Source organism: Gordonia sihwensis, assembly GCF_029632925.1.
In the GTDB taxonomy this organism is placed as follows: Bacteria; Actinomycetota; Actinomycetes; order Mycobacteriales; family Mycobacteriaceae; genus Gordonia; species Gordonia sihwensis.
In genome coordinates this window covers 3,470,177-3,492,134 of sequence record NZ_CP121248.1, presented here as the reverse complement: position 1 = coordinate 3,492,134, position 21,958 = coordinate 3,470,177, and the positions used below count along the sequence as shown (strand labels likewise).

At 68.1% G+C, this 21,958-nt stretch carries 19 protein-coding genes; 14 read left to right on the top strand and 5 right to left on the bottom strand.

All coding sequences use genetic code 11. The features are described from left to right. Positions 1–190: 190 nt before the first annotated feature. A complete protein-coding gene (locus P5P27_RS16705; protein ID WP_278125109.1) occupies positions 191–505 on the top strand; it encodes an MTB12 C-terminal domain-containing protein in 315 nt (104 codons plus the stop codon). Positions 506–766: 261 nt separating this feature from the next. Beyond that, positions 767–3,319, top strand: coding sequence for an ATP-dependent chaperone ClpB (gene clpB, locus P5P27_RS16700; protein ID WP_006896116.1), 2,553 nt, complete (start codon positions 767–769; stop codon positions 3,317–3,319). Positions 3,320–3,435: 116 nt separating this feature from the next. On the opposite strand, the gene P5P27_RS16695 is transcribed toward clpB, so the two are convergent. Further along, the gene (locus tag P5P27_RS16695) at positions 3,436–4,371 is read right to left on the bottom strand and encodes an alpha/beta hydrolase (protein WP_278125107.1); all 936 of its coding nucleotides are present in this window, start codon (positions 4,369–4,371) and stop codon (positions 3,436–3,438) included. A 409-nt stretch (positions 4,372–4,780) separates the two neighbouring features. On the opposite strand from P5P27_RS16695, the gene P5P27_RS16690 reads away from it, so the two are divergent. Then, positions 4,781–6,136 carry an HNH endonuclease signature motif containing protein gene (locus P5P27_RS16690; RefSeq protein WP_278125105.1) on the top strand — a complete coding sequence of 452 codons (1,356 nt, stop codon included), beginning with the start codon at positions 4,781–4,783 and terminating at the stop codon, positions 6,134–6,136. 9 nt (positions 6,137–6,145) lie between these two features. Here the strand turns inward: P5P27_RS16690 and P5P27_RS16685 are convergent, their stop codons facing one another. After that, positions 6,146–6,760: a hypothetical protein gene (locus tag P5P27_RS16685; RefSeq protein ID WP_278125104.1), complete on the bottom strand. Its 615-nt coding sequence runs from the start codon at positions 6,758–6,760 to the stop codon at positions 6,146–6,148. A gap of 311 nt (positions 6,761–7,071) precedes the next feature. On the opposite strand from P5P27_RS16685, the gene P5P27_RS16680 reads away from it, so the two are divergent. Genes P5P27_RS16680 through P5P27_RS16650 form a run of 7 tightly spaced genes read left to right on the top strand, consistent with a single transcriptional unit; the run spans position 7,072 to position 15,284 of the window. Next, entirely contained in the window at positions 7,072–7,170 is a 99-nt protein-coding gene (locus P5P27_RS16680) for a potassium-transporting ATPase subunit F (RefSeq protein ID WP_081598092.1), read from the top strand. Between the two features lie 12 nt (positions 7,171–7,182). Further along, a complete protein-coding gene (gene kdpA, locus P5P27_RS16675; protein WP_278125103.1) occupies positions 7,183–8,871 on the top strand; it encodes a potassium-transporting ATPase subunit KdpA in 1,689 nt (562 codons plus the stop codon). Then, entirely contained in the window at positions 8,871–10,970 is a 2,100-nt protein-coding gene (gene kdpB, locus P5P27_RS16670; RefSeq protein ID WP_278125102.1) for a potassium-transporting ATPase subunit KdpB, read from the top strand. Before kdpA ends, kdpB begins: the two co-directional genes overlap by 1 nt. A 4-nt stretch (positions 10,971–10,974) precedes the next feature. After that, positions 10,975–11,631, top strand: a complete 657-nt coding sequence (locus P5P27_RS16665) for a potassium-transporting ATPase subunit C (protein WP_278125101.1) — start codon at positions 10,975–10,977, stop codon at positions 11,629–11,631. Between the two features lie 10 nt (positions 11,632–11,641). Beyond that, complete coding sequence (locus P5P27_RS16660) at positions 11,642–14,185, top strand: sensor histidine kinase (protein WP_278125100.1); 2,544 nt, start codon at positions 11,642–11,644, stop codon at positions 14,183–14,185. Further along, positions 14,185–14,877, top strand: a complete 693-nt coding sequence (locus P5P27_RS16655) for a response regulator (protein WP_278125099.1) — start codon at positions 14,185–14,187, stop codon at positions 14,875–14,877. The genes P5P27_RS16660 and P5P27_RS16655 overlap by 1 nt, the downstream gene beginning before the upstream one ends. 29 nt (positions 14,878–14,906) lie before the next feature. After that, positions 14,907–15,284, top strand: a complete 378-nt coding sequence (locus tag P5P27_RS16650; RefSeq protein ID WP_006896127.1) for a PPOX class F420-dependent oxidoreductase — start codon at positions 14,907–14,909, stop codon at positions 15,282–15,284. A gap of 186 nt (positions 15,285–15,470) precedes the next feature. Here the strand turns inward: P5P27_RS16650 and P5P27_RS16645 are convergent, their stop codons facing one another. Further along, positions 15,471–16,682, bottom strand: a complete 1,212-nt coding sequence (locus P5P27_RS16645; RefSeq protein ID WP_278125096.1) for a M20 family metallopeptidase — start codon at positions 16,680–16,682, stop codon at positions 15,471–15,473. A 69-nt stretch (positions 16,683–16,751) separates the two neighbouring features. Here P5P27_RS16645 and P5P27_RS16640 point away from each other — a divergent pair, with 69 nt between their 5' ends. The 3 genes from P5P27_RS16640 to P5P27_RS16630 are packed head-to-tail and all read left to right on the top strand — an operon-like array spanning position 16,752 to position 18,969. Next, positions 16,752–17,675, top strand: coding sequence for a hypothetical protein (locus tag P5P27_RS16640; RefSeq protein WP_278125094.1), 924 nt, complete (start codon positions 16,752–16,754; stop codon positions 17,673–17,675). A 54-nt stretch (positions 17,676–17,729) separates the two neighbouring features. Further along, the gene (gene pyrE, locus P5P27_RS16635; RefSeq protein ID WP_006896132.1) at positions 17,730–18,296 is read left to right on the top strand and encodes an orotate phosphoribosyltransferase; all 567 of its coding nucleotides are present in this window, start codon (positions 17,730–17,732) and stop codon (positions 18,294–18,296) included. After that, positions 18,289–18,969: a TrmH family RNA methyltransferase gene (locus P5P27_RS16630; RefSeq protein WP_222111068.1), complete on the top strand. Its 681-nt coding sequence runs from the start codon at positions 18,289–18,291 to the stop codon at positions 18,967–18,969. Before pyrE ends, P5P27_RS16630 begins: the two co-directional genes overlap by 8 nt. Positions 18,970–18,999: 30 nt before the next feature. Here the strand turns inward: P5P27_RS16630 and P5P27_RS16625 are convergent, their stop codons facing one another. Both P5P27_RS16625 and P5P27_RS16620 read right to left on the bottom strand, forming a co-directional pair. Further along, entirely contained in the window at positions 19,000–19,878 is an 879-nt protein-coding gene (locus tag P5P27_RS16625) for a type IV toxin-antitoxin system AbiEi family antitoxin domain-containing protein (RefSeq protein ID WP_278125093.1), read from the bottom strand. Positions 19,879–19,982: 104 nt separating this feature from the next. Then, a complete protein-coding gene (locus P5P27_RS16620; protein WP_006896135.1) occupies positions 19,983–20,687 on the bottom strand; it encodes a DedA family protein in 705 nt (234 codons plus the stop codon). A 149-nt stretch (positions 20,688–20,836) separates the two neighbouring features. Between P5P27_RS16620 and fbaA the strand changes: the two genes are divergently transcribed. Then, positions 20,837–21,871, top strand: a complete 1,035-nt coding sequence (gene fbaA / locus P5P27_RS16615; protein WP_006896136.1) for a class II fructose-bisphosphate aldolase — start codon at positions 20,837–20,839, stop codon at positions 21,869–21,871. Positions 21,872–21,958: the final 87 nt, after the last annotated feature.

Sequence of the window (21,958 nt, the reverse complement as noted above, 5' to 3'; positions counted from 1 at the left end):
AGGGCGGAACGCGACCCCGGCGGCCACGGCCGACGCGTCGGCGTCGGTCGCCGAAGACGCGCCGGCGACCGACGAGCCCGGACTCGCACCCGGAGCCCCCGTCGTCGCCACCAGGCAGCAGGCGCCGACGACCGCTCAGTCGCAGGGATCCGGTCCCACTCCGCCGACGCTCGCCGAGTTCAACAGCCAGTTGACGACGCTGTCCGGCAATTCGTCGTCCGCTCAGAAGGCGAAGCTCCTCGAGGGCGGTTCCCGCGCGGTCGGTCCCATCTCGAAAGTGCTGTACCTGGTGAAGCAGTATTCGTACACCGGCTTCCGGTACCAGGTGGTGGGCCCGTTGACGCAGAACGGCACCACGGCGAACGCCCGACTGCAGATGACCCTTCCGGGGTCGGGCTCGCGCTATATTCCGCTGCGGTGGGTGTGGAAGGACAGCGCATGGAAGCTGTCCGACAAGTCGGTGTGCGACATCTCCGCGTACGCACAGATGCCGTGCAGCTTGTGACGGTGTGACGCGGCTGGAAGCGCGATGCGTGCTCCGGACGAAACGTTCGTCGAAGCGCGGCGTCGAAGACTCGTCGACGTCGGACGACAGTTGCAGGTGGGGCTACATTCGACCTGTGTCCTGTATCACTGACAACCCCTGGGGTTTAGTGGAATGGACTCAACTTTCAGATAGTTGAACTACTCGAGAGGCAAACCTGAGCCTCGTAGACTTAGGTTCGGCAGTGCCGAACCGGACAGCTCAACAGAAAGGCGAATGTCAGTGGACAGCTTCACCCCCACCACCAAGACACAGGCTGCACTGCAGGCTGCCGTCCAAGACGCGGCCGCGGCGGGCAACCCCGACGTGCGGCCGGCCCACATCCTCGTCGCACTCCTCGAGCAGACCGACGGCATCGCATCGCCGCTGCTCAAGGCGGTCGGCGTCGACCCCGTGCGGATCCGGAACGAGGCCAAGACCCTCGTTGACCGGGCTCCGACCGTGTCGAGTGCGAGCGCGCAGCCGCAGCTGAGCCGCGAGTCCATCGCGGCGATCACCGCTGCGCAGAAGCTGGCCACCGAACTCTCCGACGAGTACGTCTCGACCGAACATTTGATGGTCGGACTGGCCACCGGTGAGTCGGAGACTGCACGACTGCTGGCCGGCGCAGGCGCCACGCCGGAGGCACTGCGTGACGCGTTCGTGTCCGTCCGGGGCACAGCGCGCGTCACCAGCGAGAACCCGGAAGCGACGTACCAGTCGCTGGAGAAGTACTCCACCGACCTCACCAAGCGCGCTCGCGAAGGCGAGCTCGACCCGGTGATCGGCCGCGATTCCGAGATCCGCCGCGTGGTCCAGGTGCTCTCACGCCGTACCAAGAACAACCCGGTGCTCATCGGCGAGCCGGGCGTCGGCAAGACCGCCATCGTGGAGGGTCTGGCCCAGCGCGTGGTGGCCGGCGATGTCCCGGAGTCGTTGCGCGGCAAGACCGTCATCTCGCTCGACCTCGGTTCGATGGTCGCGGGCGCCAAGTACCGCGGCGAGTTCGAGGAGCGGCTGAAGGCGGTCCTCGACGAGATCAAGGCGTCGGACGGACAGATCATCACGTTCATCGACGAGTTGCACACCATCGTCGGTGCCGGTGCGACCGGTGAGTCCGCGATGGACGCGGGCAACATGATCAAGCCGATGCTCGCCCGCGGTGAGCTGCGGCTGGTCGGTGCCACCACGCTCGAGGAGTACCGCAAGTACATCGAGAAGGACGCGGCCCTCGAACGCCGGTTCCAGCAGGTGTACGTCGGTGAGCCGTCGGTGGAGGACACCATCGGCATCCTTCGCGGACTCAAGGACCGGTACGAGGTGCATCACGGCGTGCGCATCACCGACTCGGCTCTGGTGGCTGCCGCGACGCTCTCCGACCGCTACATCACGTCGCGGTTCCTGCCCGACAAGGCGATCGACCTGGTCGACGAGGCCGCGTCCCGGTTGCGGATGGAGATCGACTCGCGTCCGGTCGAGATCGACGAGGTGGAGCGCATCGTCCGGCGCCTGGAAGTGGAGGAGGTCGCCTTGGAGAAGGAGACCGACGCCGCGTCCAAGGAACGACTCGAGGCATTGCGCCGCGAGCTGGCCGATCACCGCGAGAAGCTCAACGAGCTGTCGGCCCGTTGGCAGTCGGAGAAGACCGCCATCGACGCCGTCCGCGATGTGAAGGAGGAACTGGAGCGTCTGCGCGGCGAGGCCGAGCGGGCCGAGCGCGACGGTGATCTCGGGAGGGCCGCCGAGCTCCGGTACGGCCGGATCCCCGGCCTCGAGAAGGAGTTGGAGGCCGCGATCGAGAAGAGCGGCACCGATCCCGACGAGGACGTGATGCTGCAGGAGGAGGTCGGTCCCGACCAGGTCGCCGAGGTGGTCTCGGCGTGGACGGGCGTGCCCGCGGGCAAGATGCTCGAGGGTGAGACGGCCAAGCTGCTGCGCATGGAGGACGAGCTGGGCAAGCGAGTCATCGGTCAGCTCGAGGCGGTCAAGGCCGTCTCCGACGCGGTCCGACGCGCTCGCGCGGGCGTCGCCGATCCCAACCGTCCGCTGGGCTCGTTCCTGTTCCTCGGTCCCACCGGAACCGGCAAGACCGAGCTGGCGAAGGCCCTGGCCGAGTTCATGTTCGACGACGAACGAGCGATCGTGAGGATCGACATGAGCGAGTACGGCGAGAAGCACAGCGTCGCGCGGCTCGTCGGTGCGCCTCCCGGGTACGTGGGGTACGAAGCCGGTGGCCAGCTGACCGAGGCGGTGCGTCGTCGTCCGTACTCGGTGGTCCTGTTCGACGAGGTCGAGAAGGCTCACCCGGACGTCTTCGACGTGCTGCTGCAGGTGCTCGACGAGGGGCGGTTGACCGACGGTCAGGGACGCACGGTGGACTTCCGCAACACCATCCTCATCCTGACGTCCAACCTGGGCGCCGGCGGTGACAAGGATCAGGTGATGGCGGCCGTCCGCGCGGCGTTCAAGCCGGAGTTCATCAACAGGCTCGACGATGTGGTCATCTTCGACTCCCTCTCGCCCGAGCAGTTGGTCCGGATCGTCGACATCCAGCTCGACAACCTGGCCAAGCGTCTGCACCAGCGTCGTCTCGAACTGGAGGTGACGCCGAAGGCCAAGGAATGGCTGGCCGAACGCGGATTCGATCCGCTCTACGGTGCGCGTCCGCTGCGTCGCCTGGTGCAGCAGGCCATCGGCGACCAGCTCGCGAAGGCGTTGCTGGCCGGCAGGGTCCGCGACGGCGACACCGTCCCGGTGGACGTCAGCGGCGACGGTGAGACCCTCGTGGTCGGCTGAGCCGAGCCTCGTTGAATCTCATCGGTTGAGATCCGCCGGTTGAGCGGTACCGACGGAATCGCACAGAGGTCCCGCACTCGGGTTTCGAGTGCGGGACCTCCGTCGTGTCGGATGGATCAGAGGTTCGCGGCCAGGAAGGGAATGACCTTCTCCAATGCCGCACCCGCACCCCGCGGCTGGTCGTACAGGTCGTAGTGCGAGACGCCGGGGAGCACCACCAGTTCCTTGACCTCGGACGCCGCGCGGCGGTTGATCTCGAATCCGTCGCGGTAGGCGCCGAATGCTCCGGGCTTGTCGCCGACGACGACCATGATCGGCTGGGTCAGCAGCGTCTCGGCGAAGGCGAAGGCGTCCCACACCATGGCCGACGCGCCGTGTGCGACGTCGAAGATCGCCTTGCCGTTCGCGGACTGTCCGCGCGGGGTGCAGTAGTAGTCGCAGGCCTCGACGACGTCGATGTCGCCGATCTGCTGCGCGGCCTCGGCCGATGGCGGCAGAGCAGCACTGATCGCGCCCTCGGCTCCCGCGGCCTCGGCGGTGCGCTGCTCGGCGATCTGTTTGAGCGCGGCCACCGGGCCGCCGGCTGCCGCCGCGTTCTCGCGGACCATGCGACCGTAGTTCACGCCGGTGATCGAGACAACTGTCTTGATCCGCTTCTCGCTCTGCGCCGAAGCGAGCACGTATCCGCCGCCGCCGCACACACCCAGCGCGCCGATTCGGTCGGTGTCGACGTAGGGGAGCGTCGTGAGGTAGTCGACCACCCGGCGGAAGTCCTCCACACGCTGGGTCGGATCCTCGATCAGCCGTGGGGTGCCGCCGCTCTCACCCTGAAAGCTGGCGTCGAAGGCGATGACCACGTAGCCCTCGTCGGCCAGGCGCGTGGCGTAGATGTTGCCCGCGGTCTGCTCCTTGCAGCTGCCGATCGGATGCGCGCTGATGACGGTCGGGTACTTCTTGGATTCGTCGAACGACGGCGGAAAGTAGAGGTCCGCCGCGATCTCCCAGAACATGTCCGGGTTCTGGAACTTGATGTGCTTGATGCCGTTGGACACGTGCTCGCCTCTCTGTCGATTCTCGGCCGATCATGTGATGGGTATGTCTCTGTCGGCCGCTGCATCCAGTCTTCCCACTTCTGTTGACGTGGCCCAGGCCCGGTAGTTGCCTAGGAATAATCCTTCCTGGGTACGAGTCCATGGATGAGACCCCACCCGGCGAATCGAACACTTGTGCGATCTAGAAGTAGAATGTAGCATAGATCACAGATCGAGCGTGAAGGTCTCTTCGGGGGATGCTTCGAGTTCTTTGAGAATCGAAAGTGCAGATGGGGTCGGGTGCCGGTTCGGATTCGTCGGACCGGCACCCGGCTCGGGGTGACTGTTGAGCGACCCTGGCGTGCTTGTTGCGTGATGCAGTGCGTTGCGAATCGATCGCGGCGAGGGAGGCCGTGCGAAAGGGGGAATCATGAATCTGACTGAAGCTGTGAAGGAGTTCGCCGATCGTCTGTCGGACGAATTGTCTCCGGCAATGGGAGGCGAGTCGGGAGGTTCGCTCGCGCGACTGATCGACTCGGTGGCTCGCGCTGGCGTCGACGACCGCGAACTCCTCGTGTTGATGGCGGAGTTGACCCGCTTGCTCAATCTGACGACGACGGCGTTGGCTGGAGTGTCGGAGGCTGCCGCGCGATCGGGGCTTCCGACTCGCAAGCGAGTGAGATCGGTCGTCGACCTGTTGAAAGGACTCGGTCACTCGCCGGCGGCGGCACATCGTCTCGCTCGGGTGGGTGGCGTCGCGGCGACGCTCCCGTCGTTGTCGCGGCAGGCGCGCGCAGGCGGTGTCTCAGTGGAACACGTCGATGCTGTCGGACGCGGGATCGCGTTCGTGGAGAAGCGGATCCCGCTCGACTCCGCGGCGCGTGAGGATCTGGCTCGGCGGCTGACGGTGCAGGAGACTCCGGCGGGTGTGGCTCGCCGAGCGCGGGAACTCGCGCTCGAATGGGCTCCGGAGCTCGATGAATCCGATCCGGACTCGGTGCCGGTCGCGGAGAACTCGGAGCTCAATGAGATGAGTCTGGCAGTCGGGGCCGACGGTCGGATCTCGGCGACGCTCGACGTGGATGTGCTCACCGGAGAGGAACTCAGCGCGGCGCTGGATCGGTTGTGCCGACCGGTGCCGCTGCCGGACGGCTCACCCGATCCGCGCGCGGTGGGACGGCGGCGTGCAGATGCGTTCGGGCAGATAGTCCGCTCCTTCCTCAGCGGACGCGATCGCCCGTCGAGCGGCGGCGTCCTTCCGCACGTCACTCTGGTCGTGCCGAGTCGCACGGAGGAACGTGTGAGTGGCAGGCGGTCGGAGACGGAGCAGAGGGTCTCGTCGCTCGGCTACACCGGGCCGGTGTCGTCCGCGACGGTGGGTCTGGTTCTCTGCGATGCGGCGGTGCGGCGCATCGTGATCGACGGCGAGTCGGTGCCGCTGGACGTCGGCCGTGAACAGCGGCTGGTCACGGCGGGGATCAGAAGGGCACTCGAAGTGCGAGATCGAGGGTGCGCATTCCCAGGGTGCGGCCGGCCCGTCGGATGGACCGATGCGCATCACTGCATTCCGTGGTCGCAGGGTGGAGAGACGTCGCTCGACAACAGCGTTCTGCTGTGCCGGATGCACCACACGCTGATTCATAAATCGGGGTGGGAGGTCTTCATCGGCCACGATCGGTATCCCTGGTTCCGTGAGCCTGCGGACACCGACCAGCCGAACCGGCCGCGAAGGGAGTTGCGGTCGAACGCGCGCAGGACGCTCACGTCGGCGCCGGCAGCCGCGTGACTGCGGCGGCTACCGCGGGCAGAAGGTCGTGGCGATCTTCATGACGGTCTCCAGCGGTGCGCCGCGGAGGCCGAGATCCCACGACACACCCTTGACGATCTGCAAGCACTGCGCGTAGTTCGAGTTCACCGAGTTGTCGACCTTCACGACGACCTTGTTGGTCCCGCCGAGGAGGTTGGTGGTGATCTGCTCGCCGGTCTCGGCGGCGTCGGACTTCGCTTCTCCGGACTTCGCGTCTCCCGGCTCGTCCGACGGCTCGGTCGCCTTGGTTCCGACGCAGGTGCCGGAGACGGTGTAGTCGGTCTTGTTGAACATCCCTGCGAAGTTCGCGATGCCGGTGTGCTGGTTCAGCGTGTTGAGCTTCACGGTGCGGGTCAACGTCTTGGTGCCGGTCTTGGCGTCCTTCCGGGTGGCGGTGACGGTGCACTGGTCCGCGTCCTTGCGGTTGATCACCATCACGTTGATCTCGTTGGTCCCGGAGGTGATCGAGACGGCTCCGGATGCCGGCTGCTGGTACCCGCCGACGACGCCGGCCGCGGCGTCGCCCGGGGCGAATGCGGCGCCGACGGTCGCGGCGAGAGCGGCGGTCGCGCCGACGGTGGCCAACTGGATGCTGCGCTTCACGTGAAACTCCTCAGGGTGAGCTGGACCATGCAACTACACCGGAGACGGCGGTCCGCGCGCAAATCGCCGAGCGTGGGGGCATGCGGTGTGAATGGAGCCGTCAAGATCCTCGGCGCCGCCGTATAGATCGCGTTAAGGCATCTGGCGCAGCGCATCTCGTGCGACGAGCGTGAGGTCCGAGCCCGCCGGACCGGCGGGCCGTCGGATTGAGGAGGCCGGGAGATGGCTGACGTCGTAATGGTCGGCATCGCCGTGCTCGCGATAGCCGCGTGCGCTGGACTGCTGTTCGCACTGGAGCGGGGGACCGGGCGATGACCGGGGCTGGCACGGTGTCGGTGGTGCTGTTGATCGCCGCAATCGGCGTCGTCGGATATCTGGTGGCAGCGCTGCTGTACCCGGACAAGTTCTAGAGAGTCGGGGCATTGACTGATCTTTCGGCCGGCATTCTGCAGCTGGCAGCTGTTCTCGTCGTGCTCGCGGTGGTGTATGTGCCGCTGGGCGACTACATGGCGCGGGTGTACGAGTCCGTGAAGGACTCTCCGCCGGAGCGTCTGCTCTACCGGGTGATCGGCGTCGATCCGCGGGCGAATCAGACCTGGCGCGGCTACGCGCTGTCGGTCCTCGGATTCTCCGGTGTCTCGATTCTGGTGCTGTACGCGCTGCAGCGTCTGCAGGGGCATCTCCCGTGGTCGGACGGAAAGCCCGGCATGTCTCCGGCGGTCGCCTTCAACACCGCGATCTCGTTCGTCGCCAACACCAACTGGCAGTCGTACGAGCCCGAGACCGTCATCAGCAACCTGTCGCAGATGCTCGGCCTGGCGGTTGCGAACTTCCTGTCTGCGGCGGTCGGCATGGCCGTGGCGATCGCGCTGATCCGGGGCATCGTCAGCCGCCGGGGCAACGGAGTGCTCGGCAACTTCTGGGTCGATCTCGTGCGGGGCACCGTCCGGATTCTGCTGCCGCTGGCGCTGGTCGTGGCGACGATCCTGGTCTTCCAAGGGGCGGTCCAGTCGTGGCACACGGCAGCGGAATTCACCACTGTGGACGGGACCGCGGGACGGGTCCCATTGGGTCCCTTCGCGTCCCAAGAGGCGATCAAGCTTCTCGGCACCAACGGCGGTGGAACGTACGGGGCCAACTCGGCGCACCCCTTCTCCAACCCGACGCCACTGACCAACGTGGTCCAGGTGCTGGCGATCCTGATCATTCCGGTCTGTCTCACCCGCACTTACGGCACGCTGGTGCGCGATCGCCGACAGGGGCTCACGCTGCTGGGCGTGATGGCCGTCATCTGGGGCGCGATGCTGGCGCTGGTCTGGACCTTCGAGTCGCGGACCGACGGGATCGCGTCGCAGGCCGCGGGCGCCATGCTGGAGGGCAAGGAGTATCGGTTCGGGATTCCGGGCTCCGCTCTCTTCGCGGTGTCGACCACGGGCACGTCGACGGGTGCGGTGAACGCCGCTCACGACAGCTTCGCCGCAGCATCGGGCGGAGGGCTGCTCTGGAACATGCTGTTGGGCGAGGTCGCCCCCGGAGGCGTCGGCTCGGGCCTCTACGGACTCCTGGTGCTCGCGATCATCACGGTCTTCGTCGGCGGCCTGCTGGTGGGTCGGTCGCCGGAGTTCGCGGGCAAGCGGATCGGTCAGAAGGAGATCACCGTCGCCGCGCTCTACGTACTGGTGATGCCGGCGCTGGTGCTCGCGGGGTCCGCGGTGACTGTTCTTCTCGGATCCACACCGGAGGCTCTCGGCAACGACGGTGCCCGCGGCAGTGACAGTGCGATCCACGGGTTCAGCGAGATCATGTACGCATACGCGTCGGCGGCGAACAACAACGGCAGCGCGTTCGGCGGACTCGCCGCCACCAACGACTGGTTCCAGATCTCGTTGGGGCTGGCCATGCTGTTCGGCCGGCTGGTGCCGATCGTCCTGGTGCTCGCATTGGCCGGACTGCTGGCCAGGCAGAAGCCCAAACAGAACGAGACATCGGTCTCGCTGCTGCCCACCAGCGGAATCCTTTACGGCTCACTTCTTCTCGGCACCACGCTGCTGGTCGCCGGACTGACCTTCTTCCCGGCGATGGCGCTGGGACCGATCGCGGAGGCACTGTGATGACTGCGACGCAGACGAGCGACGAGAGTGCGAACGACACGAGCATGGCGGGGAGCGGTGCATTCGACGTGAGGCAGCTCGTGTCGTCGCTGCCCCAGGCGCTGCGCAAGCTCAATCCGCGCGATCAGGCTCGCAACCCGGTGATGTTCGTGGTGTACCTCGGTGCGGCGATCACCACCGTGCTGGCCATCGTCTACCCATCGGTGTTCGCGTGGACGGTGGTGGTGTGGCTGTGGTTCACGGTGATCTTCGCGGGTCTGGCCGAGGCAGTCGCCGAGGGGCGCGGCCGAGCGCAGGCCGACAGCCTGCGGAAGGTGAAGCGCGACACCGTTGCCCGGGTTCTCGGCGACGACGGCGCCATCAGCCGGATCCCCGGGGCGGAGCTGAAGCCGGGAATGCGGATCGTGGTCGAGGCGGGCGAGACCATCGCCGGGGACGGCGACGTGGTGGAGGGCATCGCGACGGTCGACGAGTCGGCCATCACCGGGGAGTCCGCGCCGGTGGTGCGGGAGTCCGGCGGCGACCGGTCGGCGGTCACCGGGGGCACCGTCGTGCTGTCGGACCGCATCGTCGTGCAGATCACGGCCGAGCCGGGCAGCACCTTCGTCGACAGAATGATCGCGCTCGTCGAAGGTGCGTCGCGCAAGAAGACTCCCAACGAGATCGCGCTCGACATCCTGCTGACGGCGCTGACCATCATCTTCCTGCTCGCGGTGGTCGCGATCGGTCCGATGCAGAGCTATGCGGGACAAGCCGCCGACCCGGTGAAGCTGATCGCACTCCTGGTGTGCCTGATTCCGACGACGATCGGGGCGTTGCTCTCGTCCATCGGCATCGCAGGCATGGACCGGCTGGTGCAGCGCAATGTCTTGGCCATGTCGGGGCGCGCCGTGGAGGCGGCGGGCGACATCGACACCCTGCTGATGGACAAGACCGGCACCATCACCTACGGCAATCGCCGGGCCACAGAGTTCCATCCGGCAGACGGAGTGGAACTCGTGGAGCTGGCGGGCGTCGCGTACCGGTGCAGCCTGGCCGACGACACCCCGGAGGGCCGCAGCATCATCGACTTGGCGATCGAACGCTACGAGGTGACCCCGCTCGACGAGGTGTCGCTTGCCGCGGCGAGATCGGGCGCCGATCCGGGTATCACCGTGGTGCCGTTCACGGCTCAGACGCGGATGAGCGGCGTCGACGTGGACGAGAACGGGCGGCTCAGCGAATACCGCAAGGGTGCCGCAGACGCGGTGGAGAAGTGGGTCGGCGAGCTCCCGGCGCAGGTGCGCGCCGACGTCGACACCATCGCCACCCGCGGCGGAACGCCGCTGGTGGTCGGCATCCGGCGAGGGCTGCGGTCGCATGTGCTCGGTGTCATCGAACTGTCGGACGTGGTGAAGCCGGGGATGACCGAGCGCTTCTCGCAGTTGCGCGCCATGGGTATTCGCACCGTGATGGTGACCGGCGACAACCCGCTAACCGCCAAGGCCATCGCCGACCAGGCCGGCGTCGACGACTTCATCGCCCAGGCCACTCCCGAGGACAAGCTCGACCTGATCAGAAAGGAGCAGTCGGGAGGCCGACTGGTCGCGATGACGGGTGACGGCACCAACGACGCTCCCGCGCTGGCTCAGGCCGACGTGGGGCTGGCGATGAACACCGGAACCATGGCGGCCAAGGAGGCCGGCAACATGGTCGACCTCGACTCCGATCCCACCAAGCTGATCGAGGTGGTGGCGATCGGAAAACAACTGCTGATCACCCGCGGCGCCCTGACCACGTTCTCGCTGGCCAACGATCTCGCGAAGTACTTCGCGATCCTGCCCGCATTGTTCAGCACGGTGTACCCGCAGCTCGACGCGCTCAACATCATGCGGTTGCATTCGGCGCAGTCGGCGATCGTCTCCGCGGTCGTCTTCAATGCGCTGATCATCGTCGCGCTGATTCCGTTGTCGCTGAAGGGCGTGCGCTATCGGGCGACGAGCGCGGCCAATCTGCTGCGCCGCAACCTGCTGCTCTACGGGCTCGGCGGCGTGGTGACGCCGTTCATCGGCATCTGGCTGATCGATCTGCTCGTCCGGCTGCTGCCGGGGATGGGATGAGGACATGAAGAACGTCTTGCTCGGCCTGATCCGGCAGAGCGGTGTGGCACTGCTCGCTCTGGTCGCGTTGACCGTCGTCGTGGGCGGCCTGTATCCCGTTGCGGTCTGGGGCATCTCGCGGTTCCACACGACTGCTGCCGAAGGGTCGTTCCAGTCCGACGTGCACGGTTGCCGAGCCTCCGACCTGCTCGGCGTCGACCAGCGGCCCGCGCCCGGACAGCCCGACCCGTTCCTGCACAACCGGGTCGCCGGCGGCGTCGACGACCCGATGGCGCCGGGCGATCCGGCGGCGTCGGGGGCGAGCAACCTCGGCCCGAACAGCCCCGAACTGGTCCAGATCATCGACGCCCGCCGCGCGACGATCGCCGCGCGCGAGGGCGTGAAGCCGGCACAGGTGCCCGCCGACGCCGTCACCGCCTCGGGCTCGGGACTCGACCCCGACATCAGCGTGGAGTACGCCGCTCTGCAGGTGCCGCGGATCGCCCGGGCGTCGGGTCTGGCGCCGCAGGAGGTCCGCGAGATCATCGCCGACCACACCCGGGGCCGCCAGCTGGGTTTCCTCGGGCAGGAGCGGGTCAACGTCCAACAGGTGAACCGCGACCTGCAGAGCGCGCGCGAGACGCGGGCCGGGACAGAGCCGCATGGCACCGCCTGCCGATAGCATCGGCGACATGCCATCAGCTGAGGAACCACGGGGCCAACTCGAGGTATTCCTCGGCTGTGCCCCGGGCGTCGGCAAGACGTACGAGATGCTGGCGCGGGCTCGCACACTCGCCGACGAGGGCGTCGACGTGGTGGTCGGGGTGGTCGAAACCCACGGGCGAGCGGCGACGGCGGCACTGCTGGACGGGCTGGAAGTGATCGAGCGCGTGCCCGTCGAATACCGCGGGACCGTGCTCCTCGAAATGGATCTCGACGCGGTGCTCGCGCGTGAGCCGGAACTGGTGCTGGTCGACGAACTCGCGCATTCCAATGCGCCGGGCATGCGCAACGAGAAGCGGTGGCAGGACATCGAGGAACTCCGGGACGCGGGAATAGACGTGCTGTCCGTCGTCAACATCCAGCATTTCGAAAGCCTCAACGACGTCGTCGCCCGCATCACCGGCGTCACCCAGCGCGAGACGGTGCCCGACGCGGTGGTCCGCGGCGCCGACCAGATCGAGCTCGTCGACATCGAGCCGCGTGCGCTGCGGCAGCGACTCGCCCAGGGCAAGGTGTACGACGCCGGGCGGATCGACGGCGCCCTCGCCAACTTCTTCCGGCAGGGCAATCTGACGGCGCTTCGCGAGCTGGCTCTGCTGTGGCTCGCCGATCGCGTCGACGACAAGCTCGCCGCCTACCGTGCGGCCAACGCCATCACCGAGACCTGGGAGGCGCGCGAACGGGTGGTGGTGGCGGTCACCGGCGGACCGGAATCGGCCGGGCTGATCCGCCGGGCCGGGCGGATCGCGTCGCGGTCGAGCGCCGAGTTGCTGGTGGTGCACGTGGTGCGCGGCGACGGTCTGACGAATCGGGGAGCCGCCGACGTCGGCGGCCTGCGGCAGGTGGCGGCGGGCATCGGCGCGCGCCTGTATTCGGTGGTCGGTGACGACGTCCCGGAGACGCTCCTGGAGTTCGCGCGCGCGATGAACGCGACGCAGTTGGTCCTCGGCACGTCGAGGCGGTCGCGGTGGCGGCGGCTGTTCGACGAGGGCGTCGGCGCGGCCGTGGTGCGTGACAGCGGCCGCATCGACGTCCACATGGTGACGCACGAGAAGGCTGCGGTGCGGAATCGTCTCGACATCCGCGACACGCGATTCCACCGGCCCGGCAGCTGGATTCTCGCGGTGCTCGCGCCGCTCGCACTCACCGGGGTGCTCGCGCTGACGAACGAATACCTTGGCTTCACCAGTCAGAGCGCACTGTTCTTCGTGGTGATCCTCGCGGTCGCGCTGCTCGGCGGAGTGGTGCCCGCGGCGCTGTCGGCGGTGATGTCGGGCCTGCTGCTGAACTACTTCTTCGCCGCGCCCACCTTCACGTTCACCATCGCCGAACCGGACAACATCATCACCCTCGCGGTGATGCTCATCATCGCGGTCGCGATTGCGGCACTGGTGGATTCGGCGACGGTCCGACGCAGGCAGGCACAGCGCGCAGGTCGTGACGCCGAGCTGCTGGCGCTCTTCTCCAGCGCGGTCCTCGACGGGGCGGGGGTCTCCGGGCTGCTGCAGCGGGTCCGCGAGACGTACCAGCAGACCGCGGTCGCGGTCGCGCGGAAGGACGACCGCACCGAGACGGTCGCGCATTCGGTGGGGGAGAACCCGCCGCTGACCGCGGCTGAAGCCGACACCGTCTGTCCGGCCGCCGGCGGCGAGTACCAGCTGCTGCTGCGCGGACCCGAAGTGGGAGCCGCCGACCAGCGGGTACTCGCGGCCGTCGCCAGCCAGGTGGCCGCGGCGGTCGAGCGGGACCGGCTCGAGGCCGAGGCCGCGGAGGCTGACGAGTTGGCGCGCACCGATGAGCTGCGGCGCGCGCTGCTGGCCGCGGTGAGCCACGATCTGCGGACGCCGCTCGCGGCGGCGAAGGCGGCGGCGTCGAGTCTGCGCAGCCCGGAGGTGGTGTTCAGCGAGGAGGACACCGCCGAACTGCTCGCGACGATCGAGGAGTCCGTCGATCAGCTGGCCTCGCTGGTGGGCAACCTGCTCGACTCGTCGCGGCTGGCCGCGGGAGTGGTCCGTCCCCGGCGCACCCGCACCTACTTGCCGGAGGTGATCCACCGCGCGGGCGCCGCCGTGTCGCGTCGGGCGCCGGGGACTCCGGAGATCACGGTCGACATCGGATGCGACTGGGCGGTCACCGACGCCGGACTCCTGGAGCGGGCGCTGGCCAATCTGATCGACAACGCGCTGCGCCACGGCGGCGACGCGATCGAGATCCGCACCGAGTCGGTGCCGGCCGACGACTCCGACGAGCGCCGGTGCCGAATCCGGGTGATCGATCACGGTCCCGGTATCCCGGCGGAGGAGCGGTCGCGCGTCTTCACTCCGTTCCACCAGTACGGCGACCAGAACCGGCAGACGTCGGGTGTCGGGCTCGGATTGTCGGTGGCGAGCGGGTTCGTGTCGGCGGTCGGAGGAACGCTGGCGGTGGCGCAGACTCCCGGCGGCGGGACGACGATGGTCGTGGAACTACCCGCGGAGCACGACCCGGCCGACGACCCGGAGGGAGGCGCGTGATGGCCGAACACGGGCACGTCCTCGTGGTGGACGACGAGCCGCAGTTGCTTCGAGCCTTGCGAATCAACTTGCGCGCCAGGGGCTTCGACGTGACCACGGCGGCTACCGGCGCACAGGCGCTGGAGGCGGCGAGCAAGCGGACACCCGACGTGGTGGTCCTCGACCTCGGGCTGCCCGACATGGATGGGTTCACCGTCCTCGCCGGCCTGCGCGGGTGGACGTCGGTGCCGGTGATCGTGCTGTCGGCGCGCACCGACGCCGCCGACAAGGTGCAGGCTCTGGACGCGGGTGCGGACGACTACGTGACCAAACCCTTCGGCATGGAGGAGTTCCTCGCCCGTCTGCGCGCGGCGATCAGGCGGGGCAGCGTCGCCGGAACACCGGCCGAGAGCCCGGTGGTGCGCGCCGGCGCGCTGGAAGTCGATCTCATGGGCAAGCGGGTCCTGCGCGACGGTGAGCCCGTGCGGCTCACACCCACCGAATGGGGTGTGCTCGAACTGCTCGTGCGCAGCGAACCGAATCTGGTGAGCCAGCGGGAGATCCTCACCACCGTGTGGGGGCCCACATACGTGAACCAGACCAACTATCTCCGCGTCTACCTGGCTGCGCTGCGGCGCAAGCTGGAGGCCGATCCGTCGCATCCGCAGCACCTCATCACCGAGGCGGGAATGGGGTATCGCTTCGTCCGGTGACGGCCGGAGATCGGCAGTACCCTCGTGCCATGACCGCCACCGTCGCCCAAGTCGCCGCCGCCAAGTACGTCATGCTGACCACTTACAAGAAGGACGGCACTCCCGTGGCATCGCCGCTGTGGGCGGCGCCCGACGGTGACGACATGCTGCTGTGGACGGTCGGCGATTCGTGGAAGGTGAAGCGGCTGCGCCGCAACAACAACGTGCTGGTCCAGGCGTGCAACGCGAGCGGGCGCAGCACCAGCGGACCTCAGGTGGCCGGGCTCGGCGAGATCGTCGACCGCCAGCGAGCCGTCGACGCGATCATCCGCAAGTACGGGCTCATCGGCCGGCTGACCATCTGGGGATCGTCGTTGCGCCGGGGCGCTTCGGCGACGGTCGGGATCCGCGTCCGCGACGTGCTGTAGATCCCCGAAGGGCCTGTCGTGCGAGCGTGCCCCAGGCTGGTTGAGCGAGCTTTCTCCAGGCCGGTTGGGCGAGCTTTCCCAGGCTGGTTGCGCGAGGTGTCCCGAGGCTTATTGAGCGAGGGTGCCCCAGGCTGGTTGAGCGAGCGTTCTCCAGGCTTGTTGAGCGAGCGAAGCGAGTCGAAACCCTCACCCGCCCCGCGCCAGCAACGACAGCGTGACCCGCACATACGCCTGTGCGGCCGTGACGAGTTCGGACAACGACACTGATTCGTCGGGCTGATGCGCCTGCCCGTTGATGTCGCCGGGCCCCATCACGACGGTGGGGATGCCGAGGGCGGTGCTGATCCAGCCGCCGTCGCACGCGGCGGTCCAGCCGCCGACACGGGTGGGCGCCCCGGAGTCGGCGACGGCCTGCGCGGTGGCGTCGACGATCGGATCGTCGGCCGGAGTGGCGAAGCCGGGCAGATACATCGTCGGAGTCACCGAGACGGCGACACCGTCGGACTCGATGCCCGCGGCGCGGATCTCCTCCGACAGGCGCCTGCCGATCTCATCGACGTCTTCGCCGGGCATCAGCCGACGGTCGACGCCCATCGCGCAGTTCGGGGCCACCACTGAGATGCCCTGTCCGCCGTCGATGGTCCCGACGTTCCACGTTCCGTAGCCGAGCAGCGGATCCGGGTCCGCTGCCATGCGGCGCTGGTCGGCGTCGATCAGCTCGATCACCCTCGCCGCGGCGAGGATCGCGCTGGCGCCGTCGCTGGGGCGGCCGGAGTGTGCGGCGCGGCCGGTCACGACCACATCGAAGTACGACGCGCCGCGGCAACCGCGAACCACCTCGAGCCGGGTGGGCTCGGCGACGATGCATCCGAGGTACTCGCCGGAAGGCGGATCGGCGACCAGATGCCTCACCCCGACCCCGTGTTCCTCCTCGTCGACGGTCACCACCAGGCGGACCGGTCCGGAGACCTCGACGCCGTCGTCGACGGCACGCGCGACGACCTTCATCGCCGCCACAACGGCGGCGATGCCGCCCTTCATGTCGGTGGCGCCGCGTCCGACGATCAGATCGCCGTCACGACGTGGCACGAACGGATCGCCCGTCCAGCCGGGCCCGGGCGGAACGACGTCGGAGTGCCCCAGGAACATCAGACCCGGGCCGGCGGCGTCGCCGTTGACCGTCGCGATCAGATTCGGCCGGCCGGGCGCGGCTTCGGAGACCTCGACGTCGAACCCCGCTTCGCGGCACGCATCGGCCAGAACCGCGACGGTCGACTCCTCGCTGCCACCTGGGTTGACGCTCGCCTCGGCGATCAGCGCACACGTCAGCGCCTCGACCTCGGCGGCGTCGACAGCGGCTGCCAGAGCGTCGACGACGTCTTGACTGACAGTCCTCATCGTCGGCCTTTCTCCTTCAGCTTCGAGTCGTCGGGCGCACAGGGAGCCCTCGATAGTAGGCTATGCCCGATGGCCATTGTGTATTTCGTGATTGCGGTGCTCGCGCTGTTGGGTGCGGGCGCCCTGTTGTGGCTGGACCGGAACCGGTCGCAACAGGTTCACCACCAGCGCGCTGTGTGGGGCGAGACGCATTCCTTCAAGTTCCGCGAGACCGACAGCAAGCTTCGCACCGTGTTCCATCGTGCCGCGATGGACGTGCCGGAGCACGTCCGGGTGCGCGATGTCGCCTACGGCGTCTACGAGGGTGCCGAAGCCGTGGTCTTCGACCTCGAAGACACGTCGACCATCGTCGCGGTGCGTCGTCCGGCCGCGTCGGCGGTGACCGTTGACCTGCGCTACGAGGATGTGCTCGCGCCCGCGGAAGACGATGTGGATCTGCTCGGCGCGATGGGATCGCGCGTCATGTTCGCGAGCAATCTCGACGCCGCACGCCGGATCTGCGACCGCCGCATGGTGACACTCGCCACCGACACCCCGGCCTACGTCGAGATCCTGTGGAACGAGGGCAACTGGGCGCTCGGCGCGATGCCGGTGACAGTGGAGGACGAGCGTCTCGACGTCGCACTCGACGCCGTTCGCCGCTTCGCGGATCTGCTGCGCGTACTGCCGCCCGCCGTGGTGCCGCAGGACGCGCCCGACCCGCGCGATCCGCACGGTCCCACCAACGAGGAACTGGCCGACGAGAAGACCGAGTCTCTGCGCGACAAGGAGCGTCGTCGCCGCATGGAGGCATCGGCATCACAGCCGGCCCCGCGGCCGGAGCCGCGCCCGTCCCGGCTGGACGCGACACCGCGCCCGCCCGACTCCGCGGGCACTTCGCGGATCGAGCCGATCCGGCGGCCTGCGCCGCGACCGGTCGCCGATCCCCGCACGTCCCGGGAGCGTTTCGCTCCGCCGGACCTTCCGCGGCTGAACGACCCGCGCGAACGCTGATCCGGCACGCCCGGACCCCTGACCTCTTGAAGCCCTCTTAGGAGCTGGTGACCCATGTCGGCATCCGATGCCACCCCCGCCGTCGACGGCGCCGCGCGCGCCCGCCTCGCCGAACTGGTGACCGAACTGGCCGTCGTGCACGGCAAGGTCACGCTGTCGTCGGGCAAGGAAGCCGACTACTACGTCGACCTGCGCCGCGCGACGCTGCACTCGGAGGCCTCACGGCTGATCGGTCAGCTGATGCGAGAGCTGACCGCGGACTGGGACTACGCCTCCGTCGGCGGACTCACGCTCGGCGCGGACCCGGTCGCGACGTCGATCATGCACGCCGACGGTCGGGCCGTCGACGCGTTCGTGGTGCGCAAGGCCGCCAAGACGCACGGCATGCAGCGACGGATCGAGGGCCCGGACATCGCGGGGCGTCGCGTGCTGGTGGTCGAAGACACGTCGACCACCGGTGCGTCGCCGTCGCAGGCTGTCGAGGCCGCCCGCGAGGCCGGTGCCGAGGTGGTCGGGGTCGCGACCGTGGTGGATCGTGCGACCGGCGCAGACGATGTCATCACCGCGCTCGGTGTGCCGTACCGGTCGCTCCTCGGGCTTGCCGACCTCGGCCTTGCCTGACCGGCCCGACGACGCCGTCGGGCCCACCGAGTGGGTCACCGGGGTCGGCCCGGCCGTCGGTGTCGGCCCGTGGCTCGAGGAATGCGAGGGACCGCTGCCCGGTGACCCCCGCTACGACCGCACGCTCCTCGCGGAGGGGGATCGGCGCAACGTCGTCGACGCCTACCGCTATTGGACCCGCGAGGCGATCGTCGCGGACCTCGACACGCGTCGCCACGAGTTCCACATCGCCATTGAGAACTGGGGGCACGACGCCAACATCGGCACGGTGGTGCGGACCGCGAACGCCTTCCTCGCGGCCGAGGTGCACATCGTCGGGCGCCGCCGCTGGAATCGGCGCGGTGCCATGGTCACCGACCGCTACCAGCATCTCCGGCACCACTCCACCGTCGCCGACCTCATGGAGTGGGCTCGCGCGGAGCATTTGACGGTGGTCGCTGTCGACAACACACCCGGCGCGGCGGCGCTGGAACGCACCGAACTCCCGCGGCGGTGCGTGCTGGTGTTCGGCCAGGAGGGACCCGGCGTCAGCGACGAGACGCAGGACAGCGCCGATCTCACGGTCTCCGTCGCGCAGTTCGGGTCCACCCGCAGCATCAACGCGGGCGTCGCCGCGGGCATCGTCATGCACGCGTGGATCGCCCAGCACGCCGACCTCGATCAGGCGTGGTGATCGGCTTCCGGTTCGCCGTTCATCCGCGCTTCAGACGGGGTGGTTCAGCGCGTCGATCACCTGCTGGATGCAGTCGGACGGGCGGTCGTTGATCATGTGCCAGTTGAACTGCAGTTCGCGCCACCCGAGTGACTGAAGGTGGTTCGCCTTGGCGAGGTCGTTTCCGTGGCGCCGCGGATCGCGCTGAAAACTCCAGCCGGAGATCTCGACGGCCAGCCGGTGGTCGGGCCAGGCGAAGTCGAGTCGCCACCCGCCGGTCGGGAACTGCTGCACCCACCCGTCGAGTCGCCACTGCCTGAGTAAACGTGCGAAGAGTCGCTCGGCCTCGGACTCGCTGTCGGACCCCGCGATGCGGACGAGCCCGCGGGCTTCGCGGATCCCGACCAGACCGGCGTGGTCGGTGAGCGCGCGCTCCAGGTCGGCGAGCCGGACCTGCCGGGCCTGCAGCATGCGGTCGAGGAATGCGGTGCCCTCGGCGAGTTCGACAGCGGTCATCAGTGCGGTCAGCGGCTTGTGTGTCAGGGACAGCCCGCGGACCCGGGTGAGCGATTCGGGACGGTACACGCGGCGCACGGCACGGACGCCGACCGGCCACTCGAGGGAAGGCGCCTGCGACCGGCACGAGAGGGTGAGATGCGTCGGCAACTGATCCACCATGCCGTGCCACCACGCGGCGGTGGTCCGGTCGGCGACGCCGCGGTGCGCGAGAACCGCTGCGCGGACCATCGCGGCCTCAGTGAAGTCGTTCGCCGCCGATCGGTAGACGCCCCGCGCCAGGCCGGACCACTCGCCGCGCTCGATCCTGCCCTGGATCTGCCTGCGGGTCAGCCCCAGCTCGATCGCCTGCGTTGCCGTGATGACGCCGTCGTGCGCCGCCAAGTAGGCCGCGACGTCCCCTGTATCCCCCACATCTGATTAGACGCGGCGGAGTGCCGTTCGGTTCCAATGCGAATCCTGTCGAGTTGGTACCCACCACGGGTACCAACTCGACAGGATTCACGGCTCGGCCGAGATCAGTCGAGTTCGACCGGGCTCTCGCTCTTCTGGATCCGGCGGCGGCGCAGCCACTCGAAGACCATCGGCAGCACCGAGATCAGCACGATCACGATGAAGATGGGCTCGATGAGCTTCTGGATGATCTCGAACTGGCCCAGCCAGTAGCCGAGCAGGACGATGCCCGCGCCCCAGACGATCGCGCCCACCACGTTGTAGATCGTGAAGACGGCGAACTTCATCCGCGCGGCGCCGGCGACGATCGGGGCCAACGTGCGCACGATGGGTACGAAACGCGCCAGGAAGATGGTGATGGGTCCGTGCTTCTCGAAGAACTCGTGCGCCTCGTCGAGGTAGCGCTGCTTGAGGAAGCGCGCATCCGGCTTGAACATCGACGTCCCCGCGTAGCGGCCGATCCAGTAACCCACCTGGCCACCCAGGATGCCCGCGATCGGGACGCCGATCAGCAGAGGCCACAGGGTGAGGCCCGAGTCTGCGACCTTGGCTGCGTTCTCGCCCGCCTCGCCCGCGGCGATCAGACCAGCGACGAACAGCAGCGAGTCGCCCGGCAGCACCGGGAACAGGACGCCCGACTCGATGAAGATGACGAGGAGCAGACCCCAGAATGCGGCCGCTCCGAAGTACCCGATCAGATTGAACGGATCCATGAAGCCGGGCATCAGTGCCACGTTCGTCGTGGTCTCGGCAAGCAGAGTGTCGATCACAGGCCCCGATCCTACCGGCAGTCGCTTCGAGAACCCTTAACGATGTCCTTGGCAGGGGACCGGCCCGGCCCGGCGAGGCAACCGTCATACTGGATCGGACAGCTAACAATCGAGTGGAAAACATCCACTGGCTCTCTTAGGACGTGAGAATGCCTATCGCAACCCCCGAGAAGTACGCCGAGATGCTGGCCAAGGCCAAGGCGGACGGTTACGCGTTCCCTGCCATCAACTGCACCTCGTCGGAGACCGTCAACGCGGCCATCAAGGGATTCGCCGATGCCGGCAGCGACGGCATCATCCAGTTCTCGACCGGCGGTGCTGAGTTCGGTTCGGGTCTGGGTGTCAAGGACATGGTCACCGGTGCCGTCGCCCTCGCCGAGTTCGCCCACGTCGTCGCCGAGAAGTACGACGTCACCATCGCGCTGCACACCGACCACTGCCCCAAGGACAAGCTCGACGGCTTCGTCCGACCGCTGATCGAGATCTCCCGCGAGCGTGTCGCGAAGGGGCAGAACCCGCTGTTCCAGTCGCATATGTGGGACGGCTCGGCCATCCCGATCGACGAGAACCTCGAGATCGCGAAGGAACTGCTCGCCAAGACCAAGGAGGCGAACATCATCCTCGAGGTGGAGATCGGCGTCGTCGGCGGCGAAGAGGACGGCGTCGAGAACGCCATCAACGACAAGCTCTACACCTCGGTCGAGGACTTCGAGAAGACCGTCGACGCGCTCGGTACCGGCGAGAACGGTAAGTACCTGCTCGCCGCCACGTTCGGCAACGTCCACGGCGTCTACAAGCCGGGCAATGTGAAGCTGCGCCCCGAGGTCCTCAAGGAGGGCCAGGACGCCGCGGTCGCCAAGCTCGGTCTCGACGCGTCGGCCAAGCCCTTCGACTTCGTCTTCCACGGCGGCTCCGGCTCGCTCAAGAGCGAGATCGAGGAGGCCGTCAGCTACGGCGTCATCAAGATGAACGTCGACACCGACACCCAGTACGCGTTCACCCGCCCGGTGGCCGGTCACATGATGACCAACTACGACGGTGTGCTCAAGGTGGACGGTGAGGTCGGCAACAAGAAGGTCTACGACCCGCGCAGCTACCTGAAGAAGGCGGAGGCCTCGATGGCCGAGCGCGTGGTCGAGGCGTGCAACGACCTCGGGTCGTCCGGCAAGTCGATCGGCCGCTGACCAGCCGGGCCGCACGCGCCCGATACGAGACGAGACGGTCCCTCGGAGCGATGCTCCGGGGGACCGTCTCGTGAAGTGCGGTACCGC

Excerpts from the sequence above, each read along its gene's own strand:
- P5P27_RS16690 (WP_278125105.1), top strand. The coding sequence starts at position 4,781 with ATGAATCTGACTGAAGCTGTGAAGGAGTTCGCCGATCGTCTGTCGGAC.
- P5P27_RS16680 (WP_081598092.1), top strand. The coding sequence starts at position 7,072 with ATGACCGGGGCTGGCACGGTGTCGGTGGTGCTGTTGATCGCCGCAATC.
- kdpB (WP_278125102.1), top strand. The coding sequence starts at position 8,871 with ATGACTGCGACGCAGACGAGCGACGAGAGTGCGAACGACACGAGCATG.
- P5P27_RS16665 (WP_278125101.1), top strand. The coding sequence starts at position 10,975 with ATGAAGAACGTCTTGCTCGGCCTGATCCGGCAGAGCGGTGTGGCACTG.
- P5P27_RS16660 (WP_278125100.1), top strand. The coding sequence starts at position 11,642 with ATGCCATCAGCTGAGGAACCACGGGGCCAACTCGAGGTATTCCTCGGC.
- P5P27_RS16655 (WP_278125099.1), top strand. The coding sequence starts at position 14,185 with ATGGCCGAACACGGGCACGTCCTCGTGGTGGACGACGAGCCGCAGTTG.
- P5P27_RS16650 (WP_006896127.1), top strand. The coding sequence starts at position 14,907 with ATGACCGCCACCGTCGCCCAAGTCGCCGCCGCCAAGTACGTCATGCTG.
- P5P27_RS16645 (WP_278125096.1), bottom strand. The coding sequence starts at position 16,682 with ATGAGGACTGTCAGTCAAGACGTCGTCGACGCTCTGGCAGCCGCTGTC.
- P5P27_RS16640 (WP_278125094.1), top strand. The coding sequence starts at position 16,752 with ATGGCCATTGTGTATTTCGTGATTGCGGTGCTCGCGCTGTTGGGTGCG.
- pyrE (WP_006896132.1), top strand. The coding sequence starts at position 17,730 with ATGTCGGCATCCGATGCCACCCCCGCCGTCGACGGCGCCGCGCGCGCC.
- fbaA (WP_006896136.1), top strand. The coding sequence starts at position 20,837 with ATGCCTATCGCAACCCCCGAGAAGTACGCCGAGATGCTGGCCAAGGCC.